Annotated in this window: 21 protein-coding genes; all 21 read left to right on the top strand. The window is 58.0% G+C overall.

Annotated features, from left to right (window positions below; genetic code table 11):
• Positions 1-4: 4 nt before the first annotated feature.
• Positions 5-139 (top strand): 50S ribosomal protein L34, encoded by a 135-nt coding sequence (gene rpmH, locus EPZ47_RS29900; RefSeq protein WP_003213577.1) that lies wholly within the window; start codon positions 5-7, stop codon positions 137-139.
• Positions 140-155: 16 nt separating this feature from the next.
• Entirely contained in the window at positions 156-557 is a 402-nt protein-coding gene (gene rnpA, locus EPZ47_RS29895; RefSeq protein WP_003207107.1) for a ribonuclease P protein component, read from the top strand.
• Positions 550-795, top strand: coding sequence for a membrane protein insertion efficiency factor YidD (gene yidD / locus EPZ47_RS29890; RefSeq protein ID WP_010465488.1), 246 nt, complete (start codon positions 550-552; stop codon positions 793-795). Before rnpA ends, yidD begins: the two co-directional genes overlap by 8 nt.
• Positions 796-797: 2 nt before the next feature.
• A complete protein-coding gene (gene yidC, locus EPZ47_RS29885; protein ID WP_135847924.1) occupies positions 798-2,480 on the top strand; it encodes a membrane protein insertase YidC in 1,683 nt (560 codons plus the stop codon).
• 79 nt (positions 2,481-2,559) lie between these two features.
• A complete protein-coding gene (mnmE, locus tag EPZ47_RS29880; protein WP_135847923.1) occupies positions 2,560-3,930 on the top strand; it encodes a tRNA uridine-5-carboxymethylaminomethyl(34) synthesis GTPase MnmE in 1,371 nt (456 codons plus the stop codon).
• A gap of 566 nt (positions 3,931-4,496) precedes the next feature.
• A complete protein-coding gene (mnmG, locus tag EPZ47_RS29875) occupies positions 4,497-6,389 on the top strand; it encodes a tRNA uridine-5-carboxymethylaminomethyl(34) synthesis enzyme MnmG (RefSeq protein ID WP_135847922.1) in 1,893 nt (630 codons plus the stop codon).
• Between the two features lie 5 nt (positions 6,390-6,394).
• Positions 6,395-7,030, top strand: a complete 636-nt coding sequence (gene rsmG / locus EPZ47_RS29870) for a 16S rRNA (guanine(527)-N(7))-methyltransferase RsmG (protein WP_178084347.1) — start codon at positions 6,395-6,397, stop codon at positions 7,028-7,030.
• An 18-nt stretch (positions 7,031-7,048) separates the two neighbouring features.
• A complete protein-coding gene (locus tag EPZ47_RS29865) occupies positions 7,049-7,846 on the top strand; it encodes a ParA family protein (protein WP_003187199.1) in 798 nt (265 codons plus the stop codon).
• Positions 7,847-7,855: 9 nt separating this feature from the next.
• Positions 7,856-8,728, top strand: a complete 873-nt coding sequence (locus EPZ47_RS29860) for a ParB/RepB/Spo0J family partition protein (RefSeq protein ID WP_003207098.1) — start codon at positions 7,856-7,858, stop codon at positions 8,726-8,728.
• Positions 8,729-8,876: 148 nt separating this feature from the next.
• Positions 8,877-9,284, top strand: coding sequence for a F0F1 ATP synthase subunit I (locus tag EPZ47_RS29855; protein ID WP_135847920.1), 408 nt, complete (start codon positions 8,877-8,879; stop codon positions 9,282-9,284).
• Between the two features lie 16 nt (positions 9,285-9,300).
• Positions 9,301-10,170: a F0F1 ATP synthase subunit A gene (atpB, locus tag EPZ47_RS29850; protein WP_135847919.1), complete on the top strand. Its 870-nt coding sequence runs from the start codon at positions 9,301-9,303 to the stop codon at positions 10,168-10,170.
• 130 nt (positions 10,171-10,300) lie between these two features.
• Positions 10,301-10,558: a F0F1 ATP synthase subunit C gene (atpE, locus tag EPZ47_RS29845; protein ID WP_003097235.1), complete on the top strand. Its 258-nt coding sequence runs from the start codon at positions 10,301-10,303 to the stop codon at positions 10,556-10,558.
• Positions 10,559-10,616: 58 nt separating this feature from the next.
• Positions 10,617-11,087: a F0F1 ATP synthase subunit B gene (locus EPZ47_RS29840; protein WP_122567679.1), complete on the top strand. Its 471-nt coding sequence runs from the start codon at positions 10,617-10,619 to the stop codon at positions 11,085-11,087.
• A 12-nt stretch (positions 11,088-11,099) separates the two neighbouring features.
• On the top strand, positions 11,100-11,636 hold the full coding sequence (locus EPZ47_RS29835; protein ID WP_135847918.1) for a F0F1 ATP synthase subunit delta: 537 nt from the start codon (positions 11,100-11,102) through the stop codon (positions 11,634-11,636).
• Between the two features lie 21 nt (positions 11,637-11,657).
• Positions 11,658-13,202, top strand: coding sequence for a F0F1 ATP synthase subunit alpha (atpA, locus tag EPZ47_RS29830; RefSeq protein ID WP_003207093.1), 1,545 nt, complete (start codon positions 11,658-11,660; stop codon positions 13,200-13,202).
• A 50-nt stretch (positions 13,203-13,252) separates the two neighbouring features.
• Complete coding sequence (gene atpG / locus EPZ47_RS29825; RefSeq protein WP_135847917.1) at positions 13,253-14,113, top strand: F0F1 ATP synthase subunit gamma; 861 nt, start codon at positions 13,253-13,255, stop codon at positions 14,111-14,113.
• Between the two features lie 27 nt (positions 14,114-14,140).
• Complete coding sequence (gene atpD, locus EPZ47_RS29820) at positions 14,141-15,517, top strand: F0F1 ATP synthase subunit beta (RefSeq protein WP_014340987.1); 1,377 nt, start codon at positions 14,141-14,143, stop codon at positions 15,515-15,517.
• 45 nt (positions 15,518-15,562) lie between these two features.
• Positions 15,563-15,988 carry a F0F1 ATP synthase subunit epsilon gene (locus EPZ47_RS29815; protein WP_003207087.1) on the top strand — a complete coding sequence of 142 codons (426 nt, stop codon included), beginning with the start codon at positions 15,563-15,565 and terminating at the stop codon, positions 15,986-15,988.
• Between the two features lie 114 nt (positions 15,989-16,102).
• Positions 16,103-17,470 carry a bifunctional UDP-N-acetylglucosamine diphosphorylase/glucosamine-1-phosphate N-acetyltransferase GlmU gene (gene glmU, locus EPZ47_RS29810; protein WP_135847916.1) on the top strand — a complete coding sequence of 456 codons (1,368 nt, stop codon included), beginning with the start codon at positions 16,103-16,105 and terminating at the stop codon, positions 17,468-17,470.
• 207 nt (positions 17,471-17,677) lie between these two features.
• On the top strand, positions 17,678-18,454 hold the full coding sequence (locus EPZ47_RS29805; protein ID WP_135847915.1) for a DeoR/GlpR family DNA-binding transcription regulator: 777 nt from the start codon (positions 17,678-17,680) through the stop codon (positions 18,452-18,454).
• Position 18,455: 1 nt separating this feature from the next.
• Positions 18,456-20,288, top strand: a complete 1,833-nt coding sequence (glmS, locus tag EPZ47_RS29800) for a glutamine--fructose-6-phosphate transaminase (isomerizing) (protein WP_135847914.1) — start codon at positions 18,456-18,458, stop codon at positions 20,286-20,288.
• The last annotated feature ends 442 nt before the right edge of the window (positions 20,289-20,730 follow it).

Here is a 20,730-nt window from a genome sequence, read left to right as displayed (position 1 = left end):
CGACATGAAACGTACTTTCCAACCAAGCACTATCAAACGCGCTCGTACCCACGGTTTCCGTGCTCGCATGGCTACCAAGAACGGTCGTGCCGTCCTGTCGCGTCGTCGCGCCAAAGGTCGTGCGCGTCTGGCAGTTTGATAATCCGGCACTGGAGGTGAGTCAGGACTTCAGTCGGGAAAAGCGTCTGCTTACCCCCCGGCATTTCAAGGCAGTCTTTGACTCCCCTACCGGCAAGGTTCCGGGGAAAAATCTCCTGCTCCTTGCGCGCAGCAACGATCTCGATCACCCCCGCCTCGGGCTGGTTATCGGGAAAAAGAGCGTCAAGCTCTCCGTTCAGCGCAATCGCCTCAAACGTCTGATGCGTGAATCGTTCCGCCTGAACCAGGATTCACTGGTCGGCTGGGACATCGTTATCGTCGCGCGCAAAGGTTTGGGTGATGTAGAAAACCCCGAATTGATTCAGCATTTCGGCAAGCTCTGGAAGCGTCTGGCCCGTAACAAGCCAGTACCAGCAGTCAACACCGAAACTGTAGGGGTAGACAGTCCCGATGCGTAAACTGGCACTCGTTCCGATCCAGTTTTATCGCTATGCCATTAGTCCCCTGATGGCCAGTCACTGTCGTTTCTACCCCAGTTGTTCCTGCTACGCGTATGAAGCCATAGAAAATCATGGCCTTCTGCGCGGTGGCTGGCTGACCTTTCGTCGTTTAGGTCGCTGTCATCCGTGGAATCCCGGCGGTTATGACCCGGTTCCGCCTATCCCTACCTCCCGTTCTTCTTCGATGGCCGAGTAATCATGGATATCAAACGCACGATCCTGATCGTCGCCCTGGCAATCGTGTCCTATGTCATGGTCCTTAAATGGAACCAGGACTATGGCCAGGCTGCCCTGCCGACTCAGAATGTTGCAGCCAGCAATACCGCACCGAGCTTGCCGGATGTCCCTACTGGCACCAACGCCGCCAGCAATGACGACATCCCACGTTCGGCAAGCGATACCAGCGCTCCTGCCGAAGCCCCTGTGGCCGCAAGCAAAGATCTCATCCAGATCAAGACGGACGTGCTCGAGCTGGCAGTCGATCCACAAGGTGGTGACGTTGCTCAACTGAAGCTGCCGTTGTATCCGCGTCGCCAGGACCATCCGGATGTTCCTTTCCAGCTGTTCGACAACGGTAACGAGCGGACCTATCTGGCCCAGAGTGGCCTGATTGGCACCAACGGCCCGGATGCGAGCCCCGCCGGTCGCCCGATTTACTCCGCCGAGAAGAAGATTTATCAACTGGCTGATGGTCAGGACCAATTGGTCGTGGACCTGAAGTTCAGTAAGGATGGCGTCAATTACATCAAGCGTTTCACCTTGAAACGTGGCCTGTATGACGTAACCGTCTCTTACCTGATCGACAACCAGAGCGCCCAGCCTTGGTCCGGCGCGATGTTCGCGCAACTCAAGCGTGACGCCAGCGACGATCCTTCCTCCAGCACTGCCACCGGCACCGCGACTTACCTGGGCGCTGCCCTGTGGACAAGTTCGGAGCCGTACAAGAAAGTGTCCATGAAGGACATGGACAAGGCGCAGCTCAAGGAAACCGTTCAAGGTGGCTGGGTTGCCTGGTTGCAGCACTATTTTGTGACCGCCTGGATCCCGCAGAAAGGCGAAAACAACGTCGTCCAGACGCGTAAAGACAGCAAAGGCAACTACATCGTCGGCTACACCGGCCCGGCATTGACCGCCGCGCCAGGTGCAAAAGTCGAGACCAGTGCCATTCTGTATGCCGGTCCTAAAAGCCAGGCGGTACTGAAAGAGTTGTCCCCAGGCCTGGAACTGACCGTGGACTACGGTTTCCTGTGGTTCATTGCCCAGCCGATCTTCTGGCTGCTGCAACATATCCACAGCATCGTCGGTAACTGGGGTTGGTCGATCATTTTCCTGACCATGCTGATCAAGGGGATTTTCTTCCCATTGTCGGCTGCCAGCTACAAATCCATGGCGCGCATGCGCGCAGTGGCCCCGAAACTGGCCGCCTTGAAAGAACAACATGGCGATGACCGGCAGAAAATGTCCCAGGCCATGATGGAGCTGTACAAGAAAGAGAAGATCAACCCGTTGGGTGGTTGCTTGCCGATTCTTGTACAAATGCCTGTGTTCCTGGCGCTGTACTGGGTGTTGCTGGAAAGCGTGGAGATGCGCCAGGCGCCGTTCATGCTGTGGATTACCGACCTGTCGATCAAGGATCCGTTCTTCATCCTGCCGATCATCATGGGCGCGACCATGTTCATCCAGCAGCAGCTGAACCCGACGCCTCCGGACCCGATGCAGGCGAAGGTCATGAAAATGATGCCAATCATCTTCACCTTCTTCTTCCTGTGGTTCCCGGCTGGTCTGGTGCTGTACTGGGTTGTGAACAACGTGTTGTCCATTACACAGCAGTGGTACATCACGCGTAAGATCGAAGCGGCTGCGAAAAAAGCCGAGGCGTAACTTGCTCTGTGGATAACCACACAAAACGCCCCCTAGTGGGGCGTTTTGCTATCTGCCACTTTTGTCTGGATACCGGTTTATGAGCGCACCGCGTGAAACCATTGCCGCCGTTGCCACTGCCCAAGGTCGTGGCGGTGTCGGCATCGTCCGTATTTCCGGGCCGTTGGCCAGTGTCGCGGCCAAGGCTATCAGCGGTCGTGAACTCAAGCCGCGGTTTGCTCATTACGGCCCGTTTTTCAGTGATGATCAGCAGGTCCTCGACGAAGGCCTGGCCTTGTACTTCCCCGGACCGAATTCGTTTACCGGCGAAGATGTCTTGGAACTGCAGGGCCACGGCGGCCCCATCGTGCTGGACATGCTACTCAAGCGTTGCCTGGAACTGGGTTGTCGCCTGGCCCGGCCGGGCGAGTTCAGTGAACGCGCTTTCCTCAACGACAAGCTCGATCTGGCACAGGCAGAAGCCATTGCCGACTTGATCGAAGCGAGTTCTGCACAGGCGGCACGAAACGCACTGCGTTCCTTGCAGGGGGCATTTTCACAGCGTGTGCATAACCTCACCGAACAATTGATTGGCCTACGAATCTACGTTGAGGCAGCGATCGACTTCCCTGAAGAGGAAATCGACTTCCTGGCGGACGGCCATGTGCTGAGCATGCTCGACAAGGTACGCGATGAGTTATCCACAGTGCTTCGCGAAGCCGGGCAGGGAGCGCTGTTGCGCGATGGCATGACCGTGGTGATTGCTGGGCGGCCGAATGCCGGCAAATCCAGTCTCCTGAATGCCCTGGCAGGCCGCGAGGCTGCCATTGTCACGGAGATCGCCGGCACCACGCGAGATATCCTGCGCGAACATATCCACATCGATGGCATGCCGTTACACGTGGTGGACACGGCAGGTCTGCGCGACACCGATGACCAGGTGGAAAAAATTGGTGTTGAACGGGCGCTGAAGGCTATTGGGGAAGCAGACCGGGTATTGCTGGTGGTAGATGCCACTGCACCGGAAGCAGACGACCCCTTTGCCTTGTGGCCTGAATTCCTTGAAATACGCCCGGATCCGGCGAAAGTCACTTTGATCCGCAACAAGGCTGACCTGACCGGGGAAGCGATTGTCCTTGAGGTCAGCGGTGATGGCCATGTGACTATCAGCCTGAGCGCGAAGTCCGCAGGCGAAGGCCTGGAACTGCTGCGCGAACACCTCAAGGCCTGCATGGGCTATGAGCAAACCTCGGAAAGCAGCTTCAGTGCCCGCCGTCGGCACCTTGAGGCCTTGCGCCACGCCAGCGCGGCGCTGGAGCACGGTCGCGCACAACTGACCCTGGCGGGTGCTGGTGAGCTGCTGGCCGAAGATCTGCGCCAGGCGCAACACTCCCTGGGGGAAATCACCGGCGCGTTCAGCTCGGATGACCTGCTGGGGCGGATTTTTTCCAGCTTCTGTATCGGTAAATAACCCCACCTCCACAACCGGGTTTGCCCTCGAAAGCGTATCGAGACCAAGGCAAACCCGGTTTCCTCTTCGCTTTTTGAATCGATTGCCCTTCATGGCGGCTTGTCCGTGGAGCAGAGATTGCTCCAGGGATGATGCTTCGCTGTGGATTAAGCCCTGTGAATAACCGCCGTTAAGCTCGGTTGATAAACCCCCTTCAAAACTGAAGATAACCGCCTCTGTGGATAACCATCCCATTCATCCACAGGCTTACACCGGTTATCCAAGCCCCTCATTGCCACATGACCACAGGGTTTTGAATCTCTGTACATATTGAAAACAAAGGTCTGTAGCGTTTTATCCACAGATATGATGCCCAGTAAGAATAAACATAAAAACAAAGGTTTTATAAATTTCTTTCTTTTTAATTTCTTTAACCGCGAGTTTTCCACAGCTGGTTAAATTTTGTGCAAAGGGTTCTTTAGGAAACGGGAAGTCCCTATACTTGCCGACCTGGCTCGAAAAACGCTCTGGCCAGGCTCAAAACCTATTTTCCGAATTACCTGAATTAAGCAGGCACGAGGTGCGTGGTGGATTTCCCTTCCCGTTTTGAAGTGATCGTCATCGGCGGCGGTCATGCCGGTACCGAGGCAGCACTTGCATCAGCGCGCATGGGAGCAAAAACCCTGTTGCTGACGCATAACGTGGAAACCCTCGGTGCCATGAGCTGCAACCCCGCCATTGGTGGGATCGGCAAAAGCCATCTGGTCAAGGAAATCGATGCCCTCGGCGGCGCGATGGCTATTGCCACCGATAAAGGTGGTATCCAGTTTCGTGTATTGAACAGCCGCAAAGGCCCGGCGGTACGCGCTACTCGCGCCCAGGCCGACCGGGTCTTGTACAAAGCCGCTGTCCGCGAAATCCTGGAAAATCAGCCGAACCTGTGGATATTTCAACAAGCGGCCGATGATCTGATCGTCGAGCAGGACCAGGTACGCGGTGTCGTCACACAGATGGGCCTGCGTTTCTTCGCCGATTCCGTGGTGTTGACCACCGGGACCTTCCTCGGCGGACTTATCCACATCGGTATGCAGAACTATTCCGGCGGCCGCGCCGGCGATCCTCCGTCGATCGCCTTGGCCCAGCGCCTGCGTGAATTGCCGTTGCGCGTTGGTCGCCTGAAAACCGGCACGCCACCACGCATTGATGGCCGGTCTGTGGATTTTTCGGTGATGAGCGAACAACCGGGCGATACGCCGATTCCGGTGATGTCGTTCATGGGCTCCAAAGCGCAGCATCCGAAACAGGTGAGCTGCTGGATCACCCACACCAATGCTCGTACCCATGAAATCATTGCCGCCAATCTGGATCGCTCGCCAATGTATTCCGGCGTGATCGAAGGTATTGGTCCGCGTTATTGCCCTTCGATCGAAGACAAGATCCATCGTTTTGCCGACAAGGAAAGCCATCAGGTCTTCATCGAACCCGAAGGCCTGACGACTCATGAGCTGTACCCGAACGGGATCTCCACCTCGTTGCCGTTCGATGTGCAACTGCAGATCGTCCAATCGATTCGCGGCATGGAAAACGCCCACATCGTTCGCCCGGGTTACGCCATCGAATACGATTACTTCGACCCGCGTGACCTGAAGTACAGCCTGGAAACCAAAGTCATTGGCGGCCTGTTCTTTGCCGGACAAATCAACGGCACCACCGGTTACGAAGAGGCCGGCGCCCAAGGGCTGTTGGCTGGGGCCAACGCTGCGCTGCGTGCCCAGGGCAAAGACAGCTGGTGCCCGCGGCGCGATGAGGCGTACATCGGCGTGCTTGTGGATGACCTGATTACCTTGGGTACACAGGAACCGTACCGGATGTTCACCTCCCGGGCGGAATATCGCCTGATCCTTCGCGAAGACAACGCCGACCTGCGCCTGACCGAAAAAGGTCGTGAGCTGGGGTTGGTGGATGACGTGCGCTGGGCCGCGTTCTGCAAGAAACGCGAGAGTATCGAGCTGGAAGAGCAGCGCCTGAAAAGCACTTGGGTTCGTCCAGGTACCGAGCAGGGCGATGCCATTGCGACCAAATTCGGTACACCGCTGACCCACGAATACAACCTGCTCAACTTGTTGAGCCGCCCGGAAATCGATTATGCCGGGCTGGTGGAAGTGACCGGTCAGGGCGCAGAAGATCCGCAGGTGGCCGAACAGGTCGAGATCAAGACCAAATACGCCGGCTACATCGACCGTCAGCAGGATGAAATCGCCCGGTTGCGCGCCAGTGAAGATACGAAACTGCCTGTGGATATCGATTACACGGGCATTTCCGGGTTGTCGAAAGAGATCCAGAGCAAGCTCGGCGCGACTCGTCCCGAGACCCTGGGCCAGGCTTCGCGCATCCCCGGTGTGACCCCGGCGGCGATTTCCCTGTTGATGATTCATTTGAAAAAACGCGGCGCGGGCCGCCAGTTGGAGCAAAGCGCTTGAGTTCGATGGTCACCTCGCAACATGCTGAAGAGTTATCCACAGGTGCCCGTCAGCTCGGTGTCAACCTGACCGAAGCCCAGCACGCGCAATTGCTGGGTTATCTGGCCCTGTTGATCAAATGGAACAAGGCCTACAACCTGACCGCAGTGCGTGATCCGGACGAAATGGTCTCCCGGCATCTACTCGACAGCCTCAGCGTCATGTCTTTCATCGAAGACGGTCGCTGGCTCGATGTCGGCAGTGGCGGTGGCATGCCAGGAATCCCGCTGGCGATCCTGTTTCCCGGCTCGCAAGTGACCTGCCTGGACAGCAACGGCAAGAAAACCCGATTTCTGACCCAGGTCAAACTCGAACTCAAACTGGATAACCTGCAAGTTATCCACAGCCGCGTCGAAGCGTTCCAGCCTGCACAGCCGTTCAACGGGATCATCTCCCGGGCGTTCAGCAGCATGGAGAACTTCAGCAACTGGACTCGCCACCTCGGCGATGCCGATACGCGCTGGCTGGCAATGAAGGGCGTTCATCCGGCCGATGAGCTGGTAGCATTGCCGGCAGACTTCCACCTCGATAGCGAACACGCCCTGGCCGTACCCGGTTGCCAAGGCCAACGCCATCTGCTGATACTGCGCCGCACGGCATGATTGGGAACACAAGCAAGAATGGCTAAGGTATTCGCGATAGCGAACCAAAAGGGTGGTGTGGGCAAGACCACCACCTGTATCAACCTCGCAGCATCCCTGGTCGCGACCAAGCGCCGGGTGCTGTTGATCGATCTCGATCCACAGGGCAACGCCACCATGGGTAGCGGTGTGGATAAACATGGCCTGGAAAACTCCATCTACGACGTACTGATCGGTGAATGCGATCTGGGTCAGGCCATGCATTTCTCCGAACACGGCGGTTATCAACTGCTGCCGGCCAACCGTGATTTGACGGCGGCCGAAGTGGTGCTGCTGGAAATGCAGATGAAGGAAAGCCGTCTGCGCAGTGCGCTGGCGCCGATCCGGGAGAACTACGACTACATCCTGATCGACTGCCCGCCGTCGCTGTCGATGCTGACCCTCAACGCGCTGGTGGCCGCCGATGGGGTAATTATCCCCATGCAGTGCGAGTACTTCGCCCTCGAAGGGTTGAGCGACCTTGTGGATAACATCAAGCGCATCGCCGAGCTGTTGAACCCGGAACTGAAAGTCGAAGGCCTGCTGCGGACCATGTACGACCCGCGCCTGAGCCTGATGAACGATGTCTCGGCCCAGCTCAAGGAACACTTCGGCGAGCAGCTCTACGACACGGTCATCCCGCGTAACATTCGCCTGGCCGAAGCGCCGAGCTACGGCATGCCGGCCCTGGCCTACGACAAACAATCCCGTGGTGCGCTGGCCTACCTGGCCCTGGCGGGCGAGATGGTTCGCCGTCAGCGCCGTAACCCACGCACCGCTGCAGCCCAGCCAACTTAAGGAAACCCCATGGCCGTCAAGAAACGAGGTCTCGGACGTGGACTGGATGCACTGCTCAGTGGTCCCACTGTCAGCTCCCTGGAAGAGCAGGCCGTACAGGTCGACCAGCGCGAGTTGCAACACCTGCCGCTGGACCTGATCCAGCGCGGCAAATATCAGCCGCGCCGGGACATGGACCCTCAGGCCCTGGAAGAACTGGCCCAGTCGATCAAGAGCCAGGGCGTGATGCAGCCGATCGTGGTTCGCCCGATCGCCAACGGGCGCTTCGAGATCATCGCCGGCGAACGCCGTTGGCGCGCCAGCCAGCAGGCCGGCCAGGAAACCATTCCGGCGATGGTCCGCGATGTGCCGGATGAAACCGCCATCGCCATGGCGCTGATCGAGAATATTCAGCGCGAAGACCTCAACCCGATTGAAGAAGCGGTAGCGCTGCAACGTTTGCAGCAGGAGTTCCAGCTGACCCAGCAACAGGTCGCTGAGGCCGTGGGCAAGTCCCGCGTGACGGTGGCCAACCTGTTGCGCCTGATTGCGTTGCCGGAAGTCATCAAGACCATGCTGTCCCATGGCGACCTGGAAATGGGTCATGCCCGGGCGTTGCTCGGTTTGCCGGAAAATCAACAAGTTGAAGGGGCGCGACATGTTGTCGCACGGGGCCTGACTGTGCGCCAAACCGAGGCACTGGTTCGTCAGTGGCTCAGTGGTAAACCAGCCCCTGTCGAAGCCCCCAAGACCGATCCGGATATCGCTCGCCTGGAACAGCGCCTGGCCGAGCGCCTGGGCTCTGCGGTGCAGATCCGCCATGGAAAGAAGGGCAAGGGGCAACTGGTGATCGGTTATAACTCCCTCGATGAGCTGCAGGGTGTCCTTGCGCACATTCGCTGAAACAATTGCTCTTGTAGCGCGCAGTCGGAAATCACTACCTGGCAGTTGAATAGGGGCAGAACCGCCCCTATACTCTGCGCGCATTTTGTCGGCACAAATTATGCCAAGTTATTGAATTATGGCGGCCGACTATTGGAGAGCAAAAGCGATGGAAACCCGCACGCCAAACCGCTTGCCGTTCCATCGTCTGGCAGTTTTCCCGGTTTTGATGACTCAGTTTGTCGTTGTACTGATCGCCGCATTGGCGCTCTGGCAATGGAAAGGAGTCGTCGCCGGATACTCAGGGCTTTGCGGAGGCCTGATAGCCTTGCTTCCCAATATTTACTTCGCTCATAGGGCATTTCGGTTTTCCGGCGCCCGAGCAGCCCAGGCTATCGTCCGGTCTTTTTATGCCGGTGAAGCAGGGAAACTGATTTTGACGGCAGTGCTGTTTGCATTGACGTTCGCAGGTGTGAAGCCATTGGCGCCGCTGGCTGTATTCGGCGTCTTCCTGCTGACCCAAATGGTCAGCTGGTTCGCTCCCCTGCTAATGAGAACAAGACTTTCGAGACCTTAGGGCGTTTGAGGCAACCATGGCAGAGACAACCGCTTCGGGCTATATCCAGCACCACTTGCAGAACCTGACCTTCGGTCAGCTACCCAATGGCGGCTGGGGCTTTGCTCACACCGCAGCAGAAGCCAAAGAAATGGGCTTCTGGGCCTTCCACGTCGATACTCTTGGCTGGTCGGTCGCGTTGGGTCTGATCTTCGTTCTTCTTTTCCGCATGGCGGCAAAGAAAGCGACTTCCGGTCAGCCTGGTGCACTGCAGAACTTCGTTGAAGTATTGGTCGAATTCGTCGATGGCAGCGTGAAAGACAGCTTCCATGGCCGTAGCCCGGTGATCGCACCGCTGGCACTGACCATCTTCGTCTGGGTGTTCCTGATGAACGCCGTCGACCTGATCCCGGTCGACTGGATTCCTCAGCTGGCCATCCTGATCTCCGGTGATTCGCACATTCCGTTCCGTGCGGTATCGACCACCGACCCGAACGCCACCCTGGGCATGGCCCTGTCGGTGTTCGCGCTGATCATTTTCTACAGCATCAAGGTCAAGGGCATCGGCGGTTTCATCGGCGAACTGACCCTGCACCCGTTCGGCAGCAAGAACATCCTGGTTCAAGCCCTGCTGATCCCGGTGAACTTCCTGCTGGAATTCGTGACCCTGATCGCCAAACCGATCTCCCTGGCCCTGCGTCTGTTCGGCAACATGTATGCCGGCGAGCTGGTGTTCATCCTGATCGCTGTGATGTTCGGCAGCGGCCTGCTGTGGCTTAGCGGCCTGGGTGTAGTCCTGCAATGGGCGTGGGCTGTGTTCCACATCCTGATCATCACCCTGCAGGCGTTCATCTTCATGATGCTGACCATCGTCTACCTGTCGATGGCGCACGAAGAAAACCATTAAGGCCAGTCTCGACTAGTCTGATGTCCTTCCCGGTCAAACGGGAAGGGGCCCGACCAGGGCATGAAACGATTTGTTTTACCGCTTTAATCTAAAAAACCTAAACCATACGACGTAAAAGTCGGGAGGAAAGATGGAAACTGTAGTTGGTCTAACCGCTATCGCTGTTGCACTGTTGATCGGCCTGGGCGCACTGGGTACCGCAATTGGTTTCGGCCTGCTGGGCGGCAAATTCCTGGAAGGCGCTGCGCGTCAGCCAGAAATGGTTCCAATGCTGCAAGTTAAAATGTTCATCGTGGCCGGTCTGCTCGACGCCGTGACCATGATCGGTGTTGGTATCGCTCTGTTCTTCACCTTTGCGAACCCGTTCGTTGGTCAAATCGCTGGCTAATTACTCGGATGTCTCGAGTAGATTGGTGTGATGGACAACGTAACTGCGAGGTGTTGGCGTGAACATTAATGCGACCCTGATTGGCCAGTCCGTTGCGTTCCTGATTTTTGTATTGTTCTGCATGAAGTTCGTATGGCCTCCGGTCATTGCGGCATTGCACGAACGTCAAAAGAAGATCGCTGATGGTCTGGACGCTGCCAGCCGTGCAGCTCGCGACCTGGAGTTGGCCCATGAGAAAGTGGGTCAGCAACTGCGCGAAGCGAAGGCTCAAGCAGCTGAAATCATCGAGCAAGCCAAGAAACGCGGTACCCAGATTGTCGACGAAGCCCGTGAACAGGCTCGCGTCGAAGCTGACCGTGTGAAGGCCCAGGCTCAAGCCGAGATCGAACAGGAACTGAACAGTGTCAAAGACGCGCTGCGTGCCCAAGTGGGTAGCCTGGCCGTTGGCGGTGCTTCGAAGATCCTGGGTGCCACAATCGATCAAAACGCGCACGCAGAGCTGGTTAACCGACTGGCTGCTGAAATCTAAGCGAGGGCGATCATGGCAGAACTGACCACGTTGGCCCGACCTTACGCTAAGGCGGCCTTCGAGCACGCTCAGGCCCACCAGCAACTGGCCAATTGGTCAGCCATGCTCGGCCTGGCAGCAGCGGTGTCGAAAGATGACACCATGCAGCGCGTGCTCAAGGCCCCGCGACTGACGAGCGCAGAAAAGGCCGCCACGTTCATTGACGTGTGCGGCGACAAGTTCGATGCCAAGGCACAGAATTTCATTCACGTCGTTGCCGAAAACGACCGTCTCCTGCTTCTGCCGGAGATCGCCGTCCTGTTCGACCTGTACAAGGCCGAGCAAGAGAAGTCGGTAGACGTGGAAGTCACCAGTGCTTTCGCATTGAACCAAGAACAGCAAGACAAACTCGCCAAGGTTCTCAGTGCACGACTCAACCGGGAAGTGCGCCTGCAAGTCGAGGAAGACAAGTCCCTGATAGGGGGCGTTGTAATCCGCGCCGGCGACCTGGTTATCGATGGCTCGATTCGCGGCAAAATCGCGAAACTTGCCGAAGCATTGAAATCTTGAGTTTGAAGGGGCAGCAGAGCAATGCAGCAACTCAATCCTTCCGAAATAAGTGAAATTATCAAGGGCCGCATCGACAAGCTCGATGTGACCTCCCAAGCCCGTAACGAAGGCACTGTCGTCAGCGTATCTGACGGTATCGTGCGGATTCACGGTCTGGCCGACGTCATGTACGGCGAGATGATCGAGTTTCCGGGCGGCGTCTACGGTATGGCCCTCAACCTGGAGCAAGACTCCGTAGGTGCCGTTGTACTGGGTTCCTACCAGTCGCTGGCCGAAGGCATGAGCGCCAAGTGCACCGGCCGCATCCTTGAAGTTCCGGTTGGTAAGGAACTGCTGGGTCGCGTAGTCGACGCACTGGGTAACCCTGTTGACGGCAAAGGTCCGCTGAACAACACCGAGACCGATGCGGTCGAGAAAGTTGCTCCAGGCGTGATCTGGCGTAAGTCGGTAGACCAGCCTGTACAGACTGGCTACAAGGCTGTCGATGCCATGATCCCTGTTGGCCGTGGCCAGCGTGAGCTGATCATCGGTGACCGTCAGATCGGTAAGACCGCTCTGGCGATCGACGCGATCATCAACCAGAAGAACAGCGGCATTTTCTGCGTCTACGTAGCCATCGGTCAGAAGCAATCGACCATCGCCAACGTGGTTCGCAAGCTGGAAGAAAACGGCGCCCTGGCCAACACGATCATCGTGGCGGCCAGTGCTTCGGAATCTCCTGCGCTGCAGTTCCTGGCACCGTACTCCGGTTGCACCATGGGCGAATACTTCCGCGACCGCGGTGAAGACGCGCTGATCGTTTATGACGATCTGTCCAAGCAAGCAGTGGCTTACCGCCAGATTTCCCTGCTGCTGCGCCGTCCACCAGGCCGTGAAGCTTACCCAGGCGACGTGTTCTATCTCCACTCCCGTCTGCTGGAGCGCGCATCCCGCGTTTCGGAAGAGTACGTAGAGAAGTTCACCAACGGCGCAGTGACCGGCAAAACCGGCTCCCTGACCGCTCTGCCGATCATCGAAACCCAGGCTGGCGACGTTTCCGCGTTCGTTCCGACCAACGTGATCTCCATCACCGACGGTCAGATCTTCCTGGAATCGGCCATGTTCAACTCCGGGATCCGTCCTGCTGTGAACGCCGGTGTTTCGGTATCCCGTGTGGGTGGTGCCGCTCAGACCAAGATCATCAAGAAGCTGTCCGGTGGTATCCGTACCGCCCTGGCTCAGTACCGTGAACTGGCGGCATTCGCCCAGTTCGCTTCTGACCTGGACGAAGCGACCCGTAAGCAACTTGAGCATGGTCAGCGCGTTACCGAGCTGATGAAGCAGAAGCAATACGCACCAATGTCGATCGCTGACATGGCGCTGTCGCTGTATGCCGCTGAGCGTGGGTTCCTGACTGACGTTGAAATCGCCAAGGTCGGCAGCTTTGAACAAGCGCTGATTGCTTACTTCAACCGCGATCACGCCGATTTGTTGGCCAAGATCAACGTGAAGGGTGACTTCAATGACGAAATCGACGCTGGCATGAAAGCCGGTATCGAGAAGTTCAAGGCCACCCAAACCTGGTAAGCCGCAGCGGGAGTCGCAAGGCTCCCGCTTGCTAACCTGATAGGTGTTACATGGCAGGCGCAAAAGAGATTCGCAGTAAGATTGCGAGCATCAAAAGCACGCAAAAAATTACCAGCGCCATGGAAAAAGTGGCGGTCAGCAAAATGCGCAAGGCACAAATGCGCATGGCTGCTAGCCGTCCTTATGCGGAGCGCATCCGCCAGGTTATTGGTCATCTGGCCAACGCCAACCCGGAATATCGCCACCCGTTCATGATCGACCGTGCTATCAAGCGCGTCGGTTACGTCGTGGTGAGCAGTGACCGTGGTCTGTGTGGTGGCTTGAACACCAACCTGTTCAAGGCCCTGGTCAAGGACATGGCTGTAAACCGCGAACAAGGCGTCGAGATCGATCTGTGTGTGATTGGTAGCAAGGGTGCGGCTTTCTTCCGCAACTTCGGCGGTAACGTCGTCGCCGCTATCAACCACCTGGGTGAAGAGCCGTCGATCAATGATTTGATCGGCAGCGTCAAGGTGATGCTGGATGCTTACCTGGAAGGCCGGATTGACCGCCTGTCCGTGGTATCCAACAAGTTCATCAACACCATGACGCAACAGCCAACCGTGGAGCAATTGATCCCACTGGTGGCGACCCCGGAACAGGAACTCAAGCACCACTGGGACTATCTCTATGAACCGGATGCCAAGGAGCTGCTTGACGGCTTGATGGTCCGCTACGTGGAGTCGCAGGTGTACCAGGCGGTGGTCGAGAACAACGCAGCTGAACAAGCAGCGCGGATGATCGCGATGAAGAACGCTACCGACAACGCCGGTGATTTGATCAGCGATTTGCAGCTGATCTACAACAAGGCGCGTCAGGCTGCGATCACCCAAGAGATCTCGGAAATCGTCGGCGGCGCTGCCGCGGTTTAACGGTTCAAATATTCAGAGGATCCAGCTATGAGTAGCGGACGTATCGTTCAAATCATCGGCGCCGTTATCGACGTGGAATTCCCACGCGACAGCGTACCGAGCATCTACAACGCGCTGAAAGTACAAGGCGCGGAAACTACCCTGGAAGTTCAGCAGCAACTGGGCGACGGCATCGTTCGTACCATTGCGATGGGTTCCACCGAAGGCTTGAAGCGCGGTCTGGACGTTGTCGACTCTGGCGCTGCCATCTCCGTACCGGTCGGTAAAGCGACCCTGGGCCGGATCATGGACGTACTGGGCAACCCGATCGACGAAGCTGGTCCGATCGACACCGAAGAGCGCTGGGGCATTCACCGTCCTGCGCCATCCTTCGCTGAACAGGCGGGCGGCAACGACCTGCTGGAAACCGGCATCAAGGTTATCGACCTGGTTTGCCCGTTCGCCAAGGGCGGTAAAGTGGGTCTGTTCGGTGGTGCCGGTGTGGGCAAGACCGTAAACATGATGGAACTGATCCGTAACATCGCCATCGAGCACAGCGGTTATTCCGTGTTCGCTGGTGTGGGTGAGCGTACTCGTGAGGGTAACGACTTCTACCACGAGATGAAGGATTCCAACGTTCTGGACAAAGTGGCACTGGTTTACGGTCAGATGAACGAGCCGCCGGGAAACCGTCTGCGCGTAGCCCTGACCGGCCTGACCATGGCCGAGAAGTTCCGTGACGAAGGTAACGACGTTCTGCTGTTCGTCGACAACATCTACCGTTACACCCTGGCCGGTACCGAAGTATCCGCACTGCTGGGCCGTATGCCTTCGGCAGTAGGTTACCAGCCGACCCTGGCTGAAGAGATGGGCGTTCTGCAAGAACGTATCACTTCGACCAAGGAAGGTTCGATCACTTCGATCCAAGCGGTATACGTACCTGCGGATGACTTGACCGACCCGTCGCCAGCGACCACCTTCGCCCACTTGGACGCCACCGTCGTTCTGTCCCGTGACATCGCTTCCCTGGGTATCTACCCAGCGGTAGACCCACTGGACTCGACTTCGCGCCAACTGGACCCGAACGTGATCGGCCAGGAGCACTACGACACCGCTCGCGGCGTTCAGTACGTGCTGCAGCGCTACAAAGAGCTGAAGGACATCATTGCGATCCTGGGTATGGACGAGCTGTCGGAAGCCGACAAGCAGTTGGTATCCCGCGCTCGTAAGATCCAGCGCTTCTTGTCGCAGCCGTTCTTCGTGGCTGAAGTCTTCACCGGTGCTTCGGGTAAATACGTTTCCCTGAAAGACACCATTGCTGGCTTCAAAGGCATCCTCAACGGTGACTACGACCACCTGCCAGAACAAGCGTTCTACATGGTCGGCGGCATCGAAGAAGCGATCGAGAAAGCCAAGAAACTGTAATCCCGGCGCCCGGCAACGGGCGCTAATTTAGGTTGAGGCAATCAGATGGCTATGACAGTCCATTGCGATATCGTCAGTGCGGAAGGGGAAATCTTCTCCGGTCTGGTCGAGATGGTGATTGCGCACGGTGAGCTGGGTGATCTTGGTATCGCCCTGGGTCACGCACCGCTGATCACTAATCTGAAACCAGGTCCGATCCGCTTGATCAAGCAGGGCGGGGAAGCCGAGGTGTATTACATCTCCGGTGGTTTCCTCGAGGTTCAGCCGAACATGGTCAAGGTCCTTGCCGACACTGTGCAACGTGCTGCCGACCTGGACGAAGCCTCCGCTCAGGAAGCCGTCAAGGCTGCCGAGAAGGCCCTGCACGAGCGAGGCGCGGAGTTCGATTACGGTTCTGCTGCTGCACGTCTGGCCGAGGCCGCAGCCCAGCTGCGCACCGTCCAGCAGATCCGCAAGAAGTTCGGCGGCTAAGCGTCTGCTTCCTGTGCGGTTGATTAAAAAGGGTAGCCTCGGCTACCCTTTTTTCTTTTCCCGACATTCATCTTCTGGTCGCAGCCGTTGACCACCCAGGATTGGTAGCCAGTCATGTCTCTCGAAATCGTTATCCTCGCGGCCGGTCAAGGCACTCGCATGCGTTCGGCGCTGCCCAAGGTCTTGCACCCGGTGGCAGGCAACTCCATGCTTGGCCATGTTATCCACAGCGCCCGACAACTTGATCCACAGCGCATTCACGTGGTGATTGGCCACGGTGCCGATGCGGTTCGTGAGCGCCTGGCGGCTGATGATCTGAATTTCGTCCTGCAGGATAAACAACTGGGGACCGGTCATGCCGTGGCCCAGGCCGTGCCATTCATTACCGCCGACACGGTGCTGATTCTCTACGGCGACGTGCCGTTGATCGAAGTCGAAACCTTGCAGCGCCTGCTCAAGCGCGTTGCTCCACAGCAGTTGGGCCTGTTGACCGTCAAACTGGACGACCCCACGGGTTACGGCCGCATCGTACGCAACACCGACGGCCAGGTAATGGCCATTGTCGAGCAGAAAGACGCCAACGAAGCCCAACGAGCTATTACCGAGTGCAACACCGGGATTCTTGCCGTACCGGGCGGATGCCTGGGGGATTGGATGAGTCGCCTGTCGAACCACAATGCCCAGGGCGAGTACTACCTGACGGATGTGATTGCCATGGCCGTCAATGACGGACTGGTAGTCGCCACCGAGCAACCGTTGGACGCCATGGAAGTGCAGGGCGCCAACGATCGTCGGCAACTGGCCGAGCTGGAGCGTCACTATCAATTGCGTGCCGCCCGCCGCTTGATGGCGCAAGGCGTGACCCTGCGCGACCCGGCCCGTTTCGACGTGCGCGGTGAAGTCAGCGTGGGCCGCGACGTGGTCATCGACATCAACGTTATCCTTGAAGGCAACGTCGTCATTGAGGACGACGTGGTCATCGGCCCGAACTGCGTGGTCAAGGACAGCACCTTGCGCAAAGGCGTGGTGATCAAGGCCAACAGTCATCTCGAAGGCGCGGTCATGGGTGAGGGTAGCGACGCTGGCCCGTTTGCCCGCCTGCGTCCCGGCACCGTGCTGGAAGCTCGCGCGCATGTGGGTAACTTCGTCGAGCTCAAGAACGCCCACATGGGCGAAGGCGCCAAGGCCGGTCACCTGACCTACCTGGGTGACGCCGAAATCGGCGCTCGCACCAATATTGGCGCCGGTACTATCACCTGCAATTACGATGGTGCCAACAAGTACCGGACGACCATTGGTGAAGACGTGTTCATCGGCTCCAACAACTCGCTGGTAGCCCCCGTGACTATCGGTGATGGTTCAAACACGGCCGCGGGTTCAACCATCAATCAGGATGTGGATAAGTCCCAACTGGCCGTGGCGCGCGCGCGTCAGCGCAATATCGATGGCTGGAAGCGCCCGGTAAAAATCAAGAAAAGCTAAGTTATCCACAGAACCTCTGTGGGAGCGGGCTTGCTCGCGAAAGCGGTGTATCAGGTAAAGCAGTATCGCCTGACACGCCCTTTCGCGAGCAGGCCCGCTCCCACATTGTGTTTATGATTTCTGAATTTTTCTTCCCTCGCCTTGACGATTTCGCTGCAATAGGTTTTGATTACTTACGTTATCTTTCGAATCGAAACTTATCCCGTTATGTCAAAGCGCAATACGCCACAACGCCGCCACAACATCCTTGCCTTGCTCCAGGAGCAGGGCGAGGTCAGTGTGGATGAACTGGCCAAACGCTTCGAAACCTCGGAAGTTACGATTCGCAAGGACCTCGCCGCCCTGGAAAGTAATGGCTTGCTACTGCGTCGTTACGGTGGCGCGGTCCCCATGCCTCAGGAGCTGGTGGCCGATAACGGGCAGACCGTCTCCAAATACAAACAAGCCATCGCGCGAGCCGCCGTGAAGCGGATCCGCGAACATGCGCGAATCATCATCGACAGCGGCAGTACCACGGCGGCCATGATTCCCGAGCTCGGCCAGCAGCCGGGTCTGGTGGTGATGACCAATTCCCTGCATGTCGCCAGTGCCTTGAGCGAACTGGAACATGAACCGGTGCTGTTGATGACCGGTGGCACCTGGGACCCTCATTCCGAGTCGTTCCAAGGTCAAGTCGCCGAGCAGGTCCTGCGTTCCTACGATTTTGACCAGTTGTTCATCGGTGCCGACGGCATCGATCTGGTCCGTGGCACCACCACCTTCAACGAACTGCTGGGCCTGAGCCGTGTGATGGCTGAGGTAGCCCGCGAAGTGATCGTGATGGTGGAGGCCGACAAGATCGGCCGGAAAATCCCCAACCTGGAGCTGCCGTGGAGCAGCGTCCATACCCTCATTACCGATGATCGCCTGCCCGTAGCGGCCCGCGATCAGATTCAGGCCCGCGGCATCAACCTGATCTGCGCGCCTGTCAGCCAGGAGAAATAGCATGTGTGGAATTGTCGGCGCCGTTGCTGAACGCAACATCACTGCAATCTTGCTCGAAGGCCTCAAGCGCCTGGAATACCGCGGCTACGACAGCGCCGGTGTGGCGGTGTTTACCAATGATGAGAAGCTCGAGCGTATGCGTCGGCCGGGCAAGGTCAGTGAGTTGGAGCAGGCGCTGGACGCCGACCCGCTGATCGGTCGCCTGGGCATCGCCCACACCCGTTGGGCCACCCATGGCGCACCGTGCGAGCGTAACGCCCACCCGATGTTCTCCGAAGACCTGGCGGTGGTGCACAACGGCATCATCGAAAACCACGAAGCCTTGCGTGAACAACTCAAGGCGCTCGGCTATGTGTTCACCTCGGACACCGATACTGAAGTGATCGCGCATCTGCTCAATCACAAGCTCAAGGACATGGCAGACCTGACCGTGGCCCTGAAGGCGACGGTCAAGGAACTGCACGGCGCCTATGGCCTGGCGGTCATCAGTGCGAAACAACCGGATCGTCTGGTGGCGGCGCGCAGCGGCAGCCCGTTGGTGATTGGCCTGGGCCTTGGGGAAAACTTCCTGGCCTCCGATCAGTTGGCGTTGCGCCAGGTGACCGACCGCTTTATGTACCTGGAAGAGGGCGATATCGCCGAGATTCGCCGCGACAGCGTGCAGATCTGGGACATCGACGGCAAAGCCGTGGAGCGCGAGACTGTCCAGTACCGCGACGGCGCCGACGCCGCCGACAAGGGCGAGTTCCGCCACTTCATGCTCAAGGAAATCCACGAACAACCGGCGGTGGTGCAACGTACCCTGGAAGGGCGCATGAGCCAGAGCCAGGTGCTGGTCCAGGCGTTCGGTCCGCAAGCGGCCGAGCTGTTCGCCAAGGTGCGCAATGTGCAGATCGTTGCCTGTGGCACCAGCTATCACGCCGGCATGGTCGCTCGTTACTGGCTGGAAGAACTGGCCGGTATTCCGTGCCAGGTCGAAGTGGCCAGCGAGTTCCGCTACCGCAAAGTGGTGGTGCAGCCTGACACGCTGTTCGTCACCATTTCCCAGTCGGGTGAAACCGCCGACACCCTGGCCGCCCTGCGCAACGCCAAGGAATTGGGCTTCCTCGCCAGCCTGGCGATCTGCAACGTTGGCATCAGCTCGCTGGTGCGTGAATCCGACCTGACCCTGCTGACCCAGGCCGGCCGTGAGATTGGCGTGGCGTCGACCAAGGCGTTCACTACGCAACTGGTGGGCCTGCTGTTGCTGACCCTGTCCCTGGGCCAGGTGCGCGGGACCTTGGAAGAGGGTATCGAAGCAAAACTGGTGGAAGAACTGCGTCGCCTGCCAACCCGCCTGGGCGAAGCCTTGGCGATGGACAGCACGGTGGAAAAAATCGCCGAGCTGTTCGCCGAGAAGAACCACACGCTGTTCCTGGGCCGTGGTGCGCAATTCCCGGTGGCGATGGAAGGGGCCTTGAAGCTCAAGGAGATTTCCTACATCCACGCCGAGGCCTACCCGGCCGGAGAGCTCAAGCACGGCCCGTTGGCCCTGGTGGACAACGACATGCCGGTGGTCACGGTGGCGCCAAACAACGAGCTGCTGGAAAAGCTCAAGTCCAACCTGCAGGAAGTGCGCGCCCGTGGCGGTCAGTTGATTGTCTTCGCCGACGAGAAGGCCGGCATGACCAATGGCGAAGGCACCCACGTGGTGCACATGCCGCACATCCACGACATCCTGTCGCCGATCCTCTACACCATCCCGTTGCAGCTGCTGTCGTACTACGTCGCTGTGCTCAAGGGCACCGATGTGGACCAACCGCGTAATCTGGCGAAGTCCGTGACGGTGGAATAAAGAATGTAGCGCGGGCAACGGATCCAGCCTGCCGGCGTGGACCCGAAACGCTCGTAGAAAAACAACCCCCTGAATTCAGGGGGTTTTTTATGGCTGACCGTAAAGTTTTATGCCGGCTCAGGCCAGGCGCAGAGATTCAATTGCGTCTTGGTCGCCAGCCCTGTTCGTCGCATTCACAGCGAGCCGCTGAACAACCGCGTTGACAACAAGGGTCATAGGTGATGATATTCAGTCATACGACAACGTATGACATAGAAAATAATAAAAACGAAAGGCGCAGCCCATGTCTTCTACATTTGCCGCCCCGCGAATTCACAGTCCAGCAGCCCCACGCGTTATCACTTTGCGCCAGCTACCTTCTTTGCCTCCCGGAAAGCCCCGCGGGAGGTCGCACGTTCATTCGAACTCCCCGATCTCAACGTCCAAGCATCCTCGCCTGCCT

It is taken from the genome of Pseudomonas viciae (assembly GCF_004786035.1).
Classification (GTDB): domain Bacteria; phylum Pseudomonadota; class Gammaproteobacteria; order Pseudomonadales; family Pseudomonadaceae; genus Aquipseudomonas; species Aquipseudomonas viciae.
The sequence above is the reverse complement of the archived record's forward strand: the minus strand, read 5'-3'. Positions and strand labels throughout refer to the sequence as shown.

What these genes read in the sequence shown, in the direction of transcription:
- rpmH (WP_003213577.1), top strand. Translation starts at nt 5, where the DNA reads ATGAAACGTACTTTCCAACCAAGCACTATCAAACGCGCTCGTACCCAC.
- yidD (WP_010465488.1), top strand. Translation starts at nt 550, where the DNA reads ATGCGTAAACTGGCACTCGTTCCGATCCAGTTTTATCGCTATGCCATT.
- yidC (WP_135847924.1), top strand. Translation starts at nt 798, where the DNA reads ATGGATATCAAACGCACGATCCTGATCGTCGCCCTGGCAATCGTGTCC.
- mnmE (WP_135847923.1), top strand. Translation starts at nt 2,560, where the DNA reads ATGAGCGCACCGCGTGAAACCATTGCCGCCGTTGCCACTGCCCAAGGT.
- rsmG (WP_178084347.1), top strand. Translation starts at nt 6,395, where the DNA reads ATGGTCACCTCGCAACATGCTGAAGAGTTATCCACAGGTGCCCGTCAG.
- EPZ47_RS29865 (WP_003187199.1), top strand. Translation starts at nt 7,049, where the DNA reads ATGGCTAAGGTATTCGCGATAGCGAACCAAAAGGGTGGTGTGGGCAAG.
- EPZ47_RS29860 (WP_003207098.1), top strand. Translation starts at nt 7,856, where the DNA reads ATGGCCGTCAAGAAACGAGGTCTCGGACGTGGACTGGATGCACTGCTC.
- EPZ47_RS29855 (WP_135847920.1), top strand. Translation starts at nt 8,877, where the DNA reads ATGGAAACCCGCACGCCAAACCGCTTGCCGTTCCATCGTCTGGCAGTT.
- atpB (WP_135847919.1), top strand. Translation starts at nt 9,301, where the DNA reads ATGGCAGAGACAACCGCTTCGGGCTATATCCAGCACCACTTGCAGAAC.
- atpE (WP_003097235.1), top strand. Translation starts at nt 10,301, where the DNA reads ATGGAAACTGTAGTTGGTCTAACCGCTATCGCTGTTGCACTGTTGATC.
- EPZ47_RS29835 (WP_135847918.1), top strand. Translation starts at nt 11,100, where the DNA reads ATGGCAGAACTGACCACGTTGGCCCGACCTTACGCTAAGGCGGCCTTC.
- atpA (WP_003207093.1), top strand. Translation starts at nt 11,658, where the DNA reads ATGCAGCAACTCAATCCTTCCGAAATAAGTGAAATTATCAAGGGCCGC.
- atpG (WP_135847917.1), top strand. Translation starts at nt 13,253, where the DNA reads ATGGCAGGCGCAAAAGAGATTCGCAGTAAGATTGCGAGCATCAAAAGC.
- atpD (WP_014340987.1), top strand. Translation starts at nt 14,141, where the DNA reads ATGAGTAGCGGACGTATCGTTCAAATCATCGGCGCCGTTATCGACGTG.
- EPZ47_RS29815 (WP_003207087.1), top strand. Translation starts at nt 15,563, where the DNA reads ATGGCTATGACAGTCCATTGCGATATCGTCAGTGCGGAAGGGGAAATC.
- glmU (WP_135847916.1), top strand. Translation starts at nt 16,103, where the DNA reads ATGTCTCTCGAAATCGTTATCCTCGCGGCCGGTCAAGGCACTCGCATG.
- EPZ47_RS29805 (WP_135847915.1), top strand. Translation starts at nt 17,678, where the DNA reads ATGTCAAAGCGCAATACGCCACAACGCCGCCACAACATCCTTGCCTTG.
- glmS (WP_135847914.1), top strand. Translation starts at nt 18,456, where the DNA reads ATGTGTGGAATTGTCGGCGCCGTTGCTGAACGCAACATCACTGCAATC.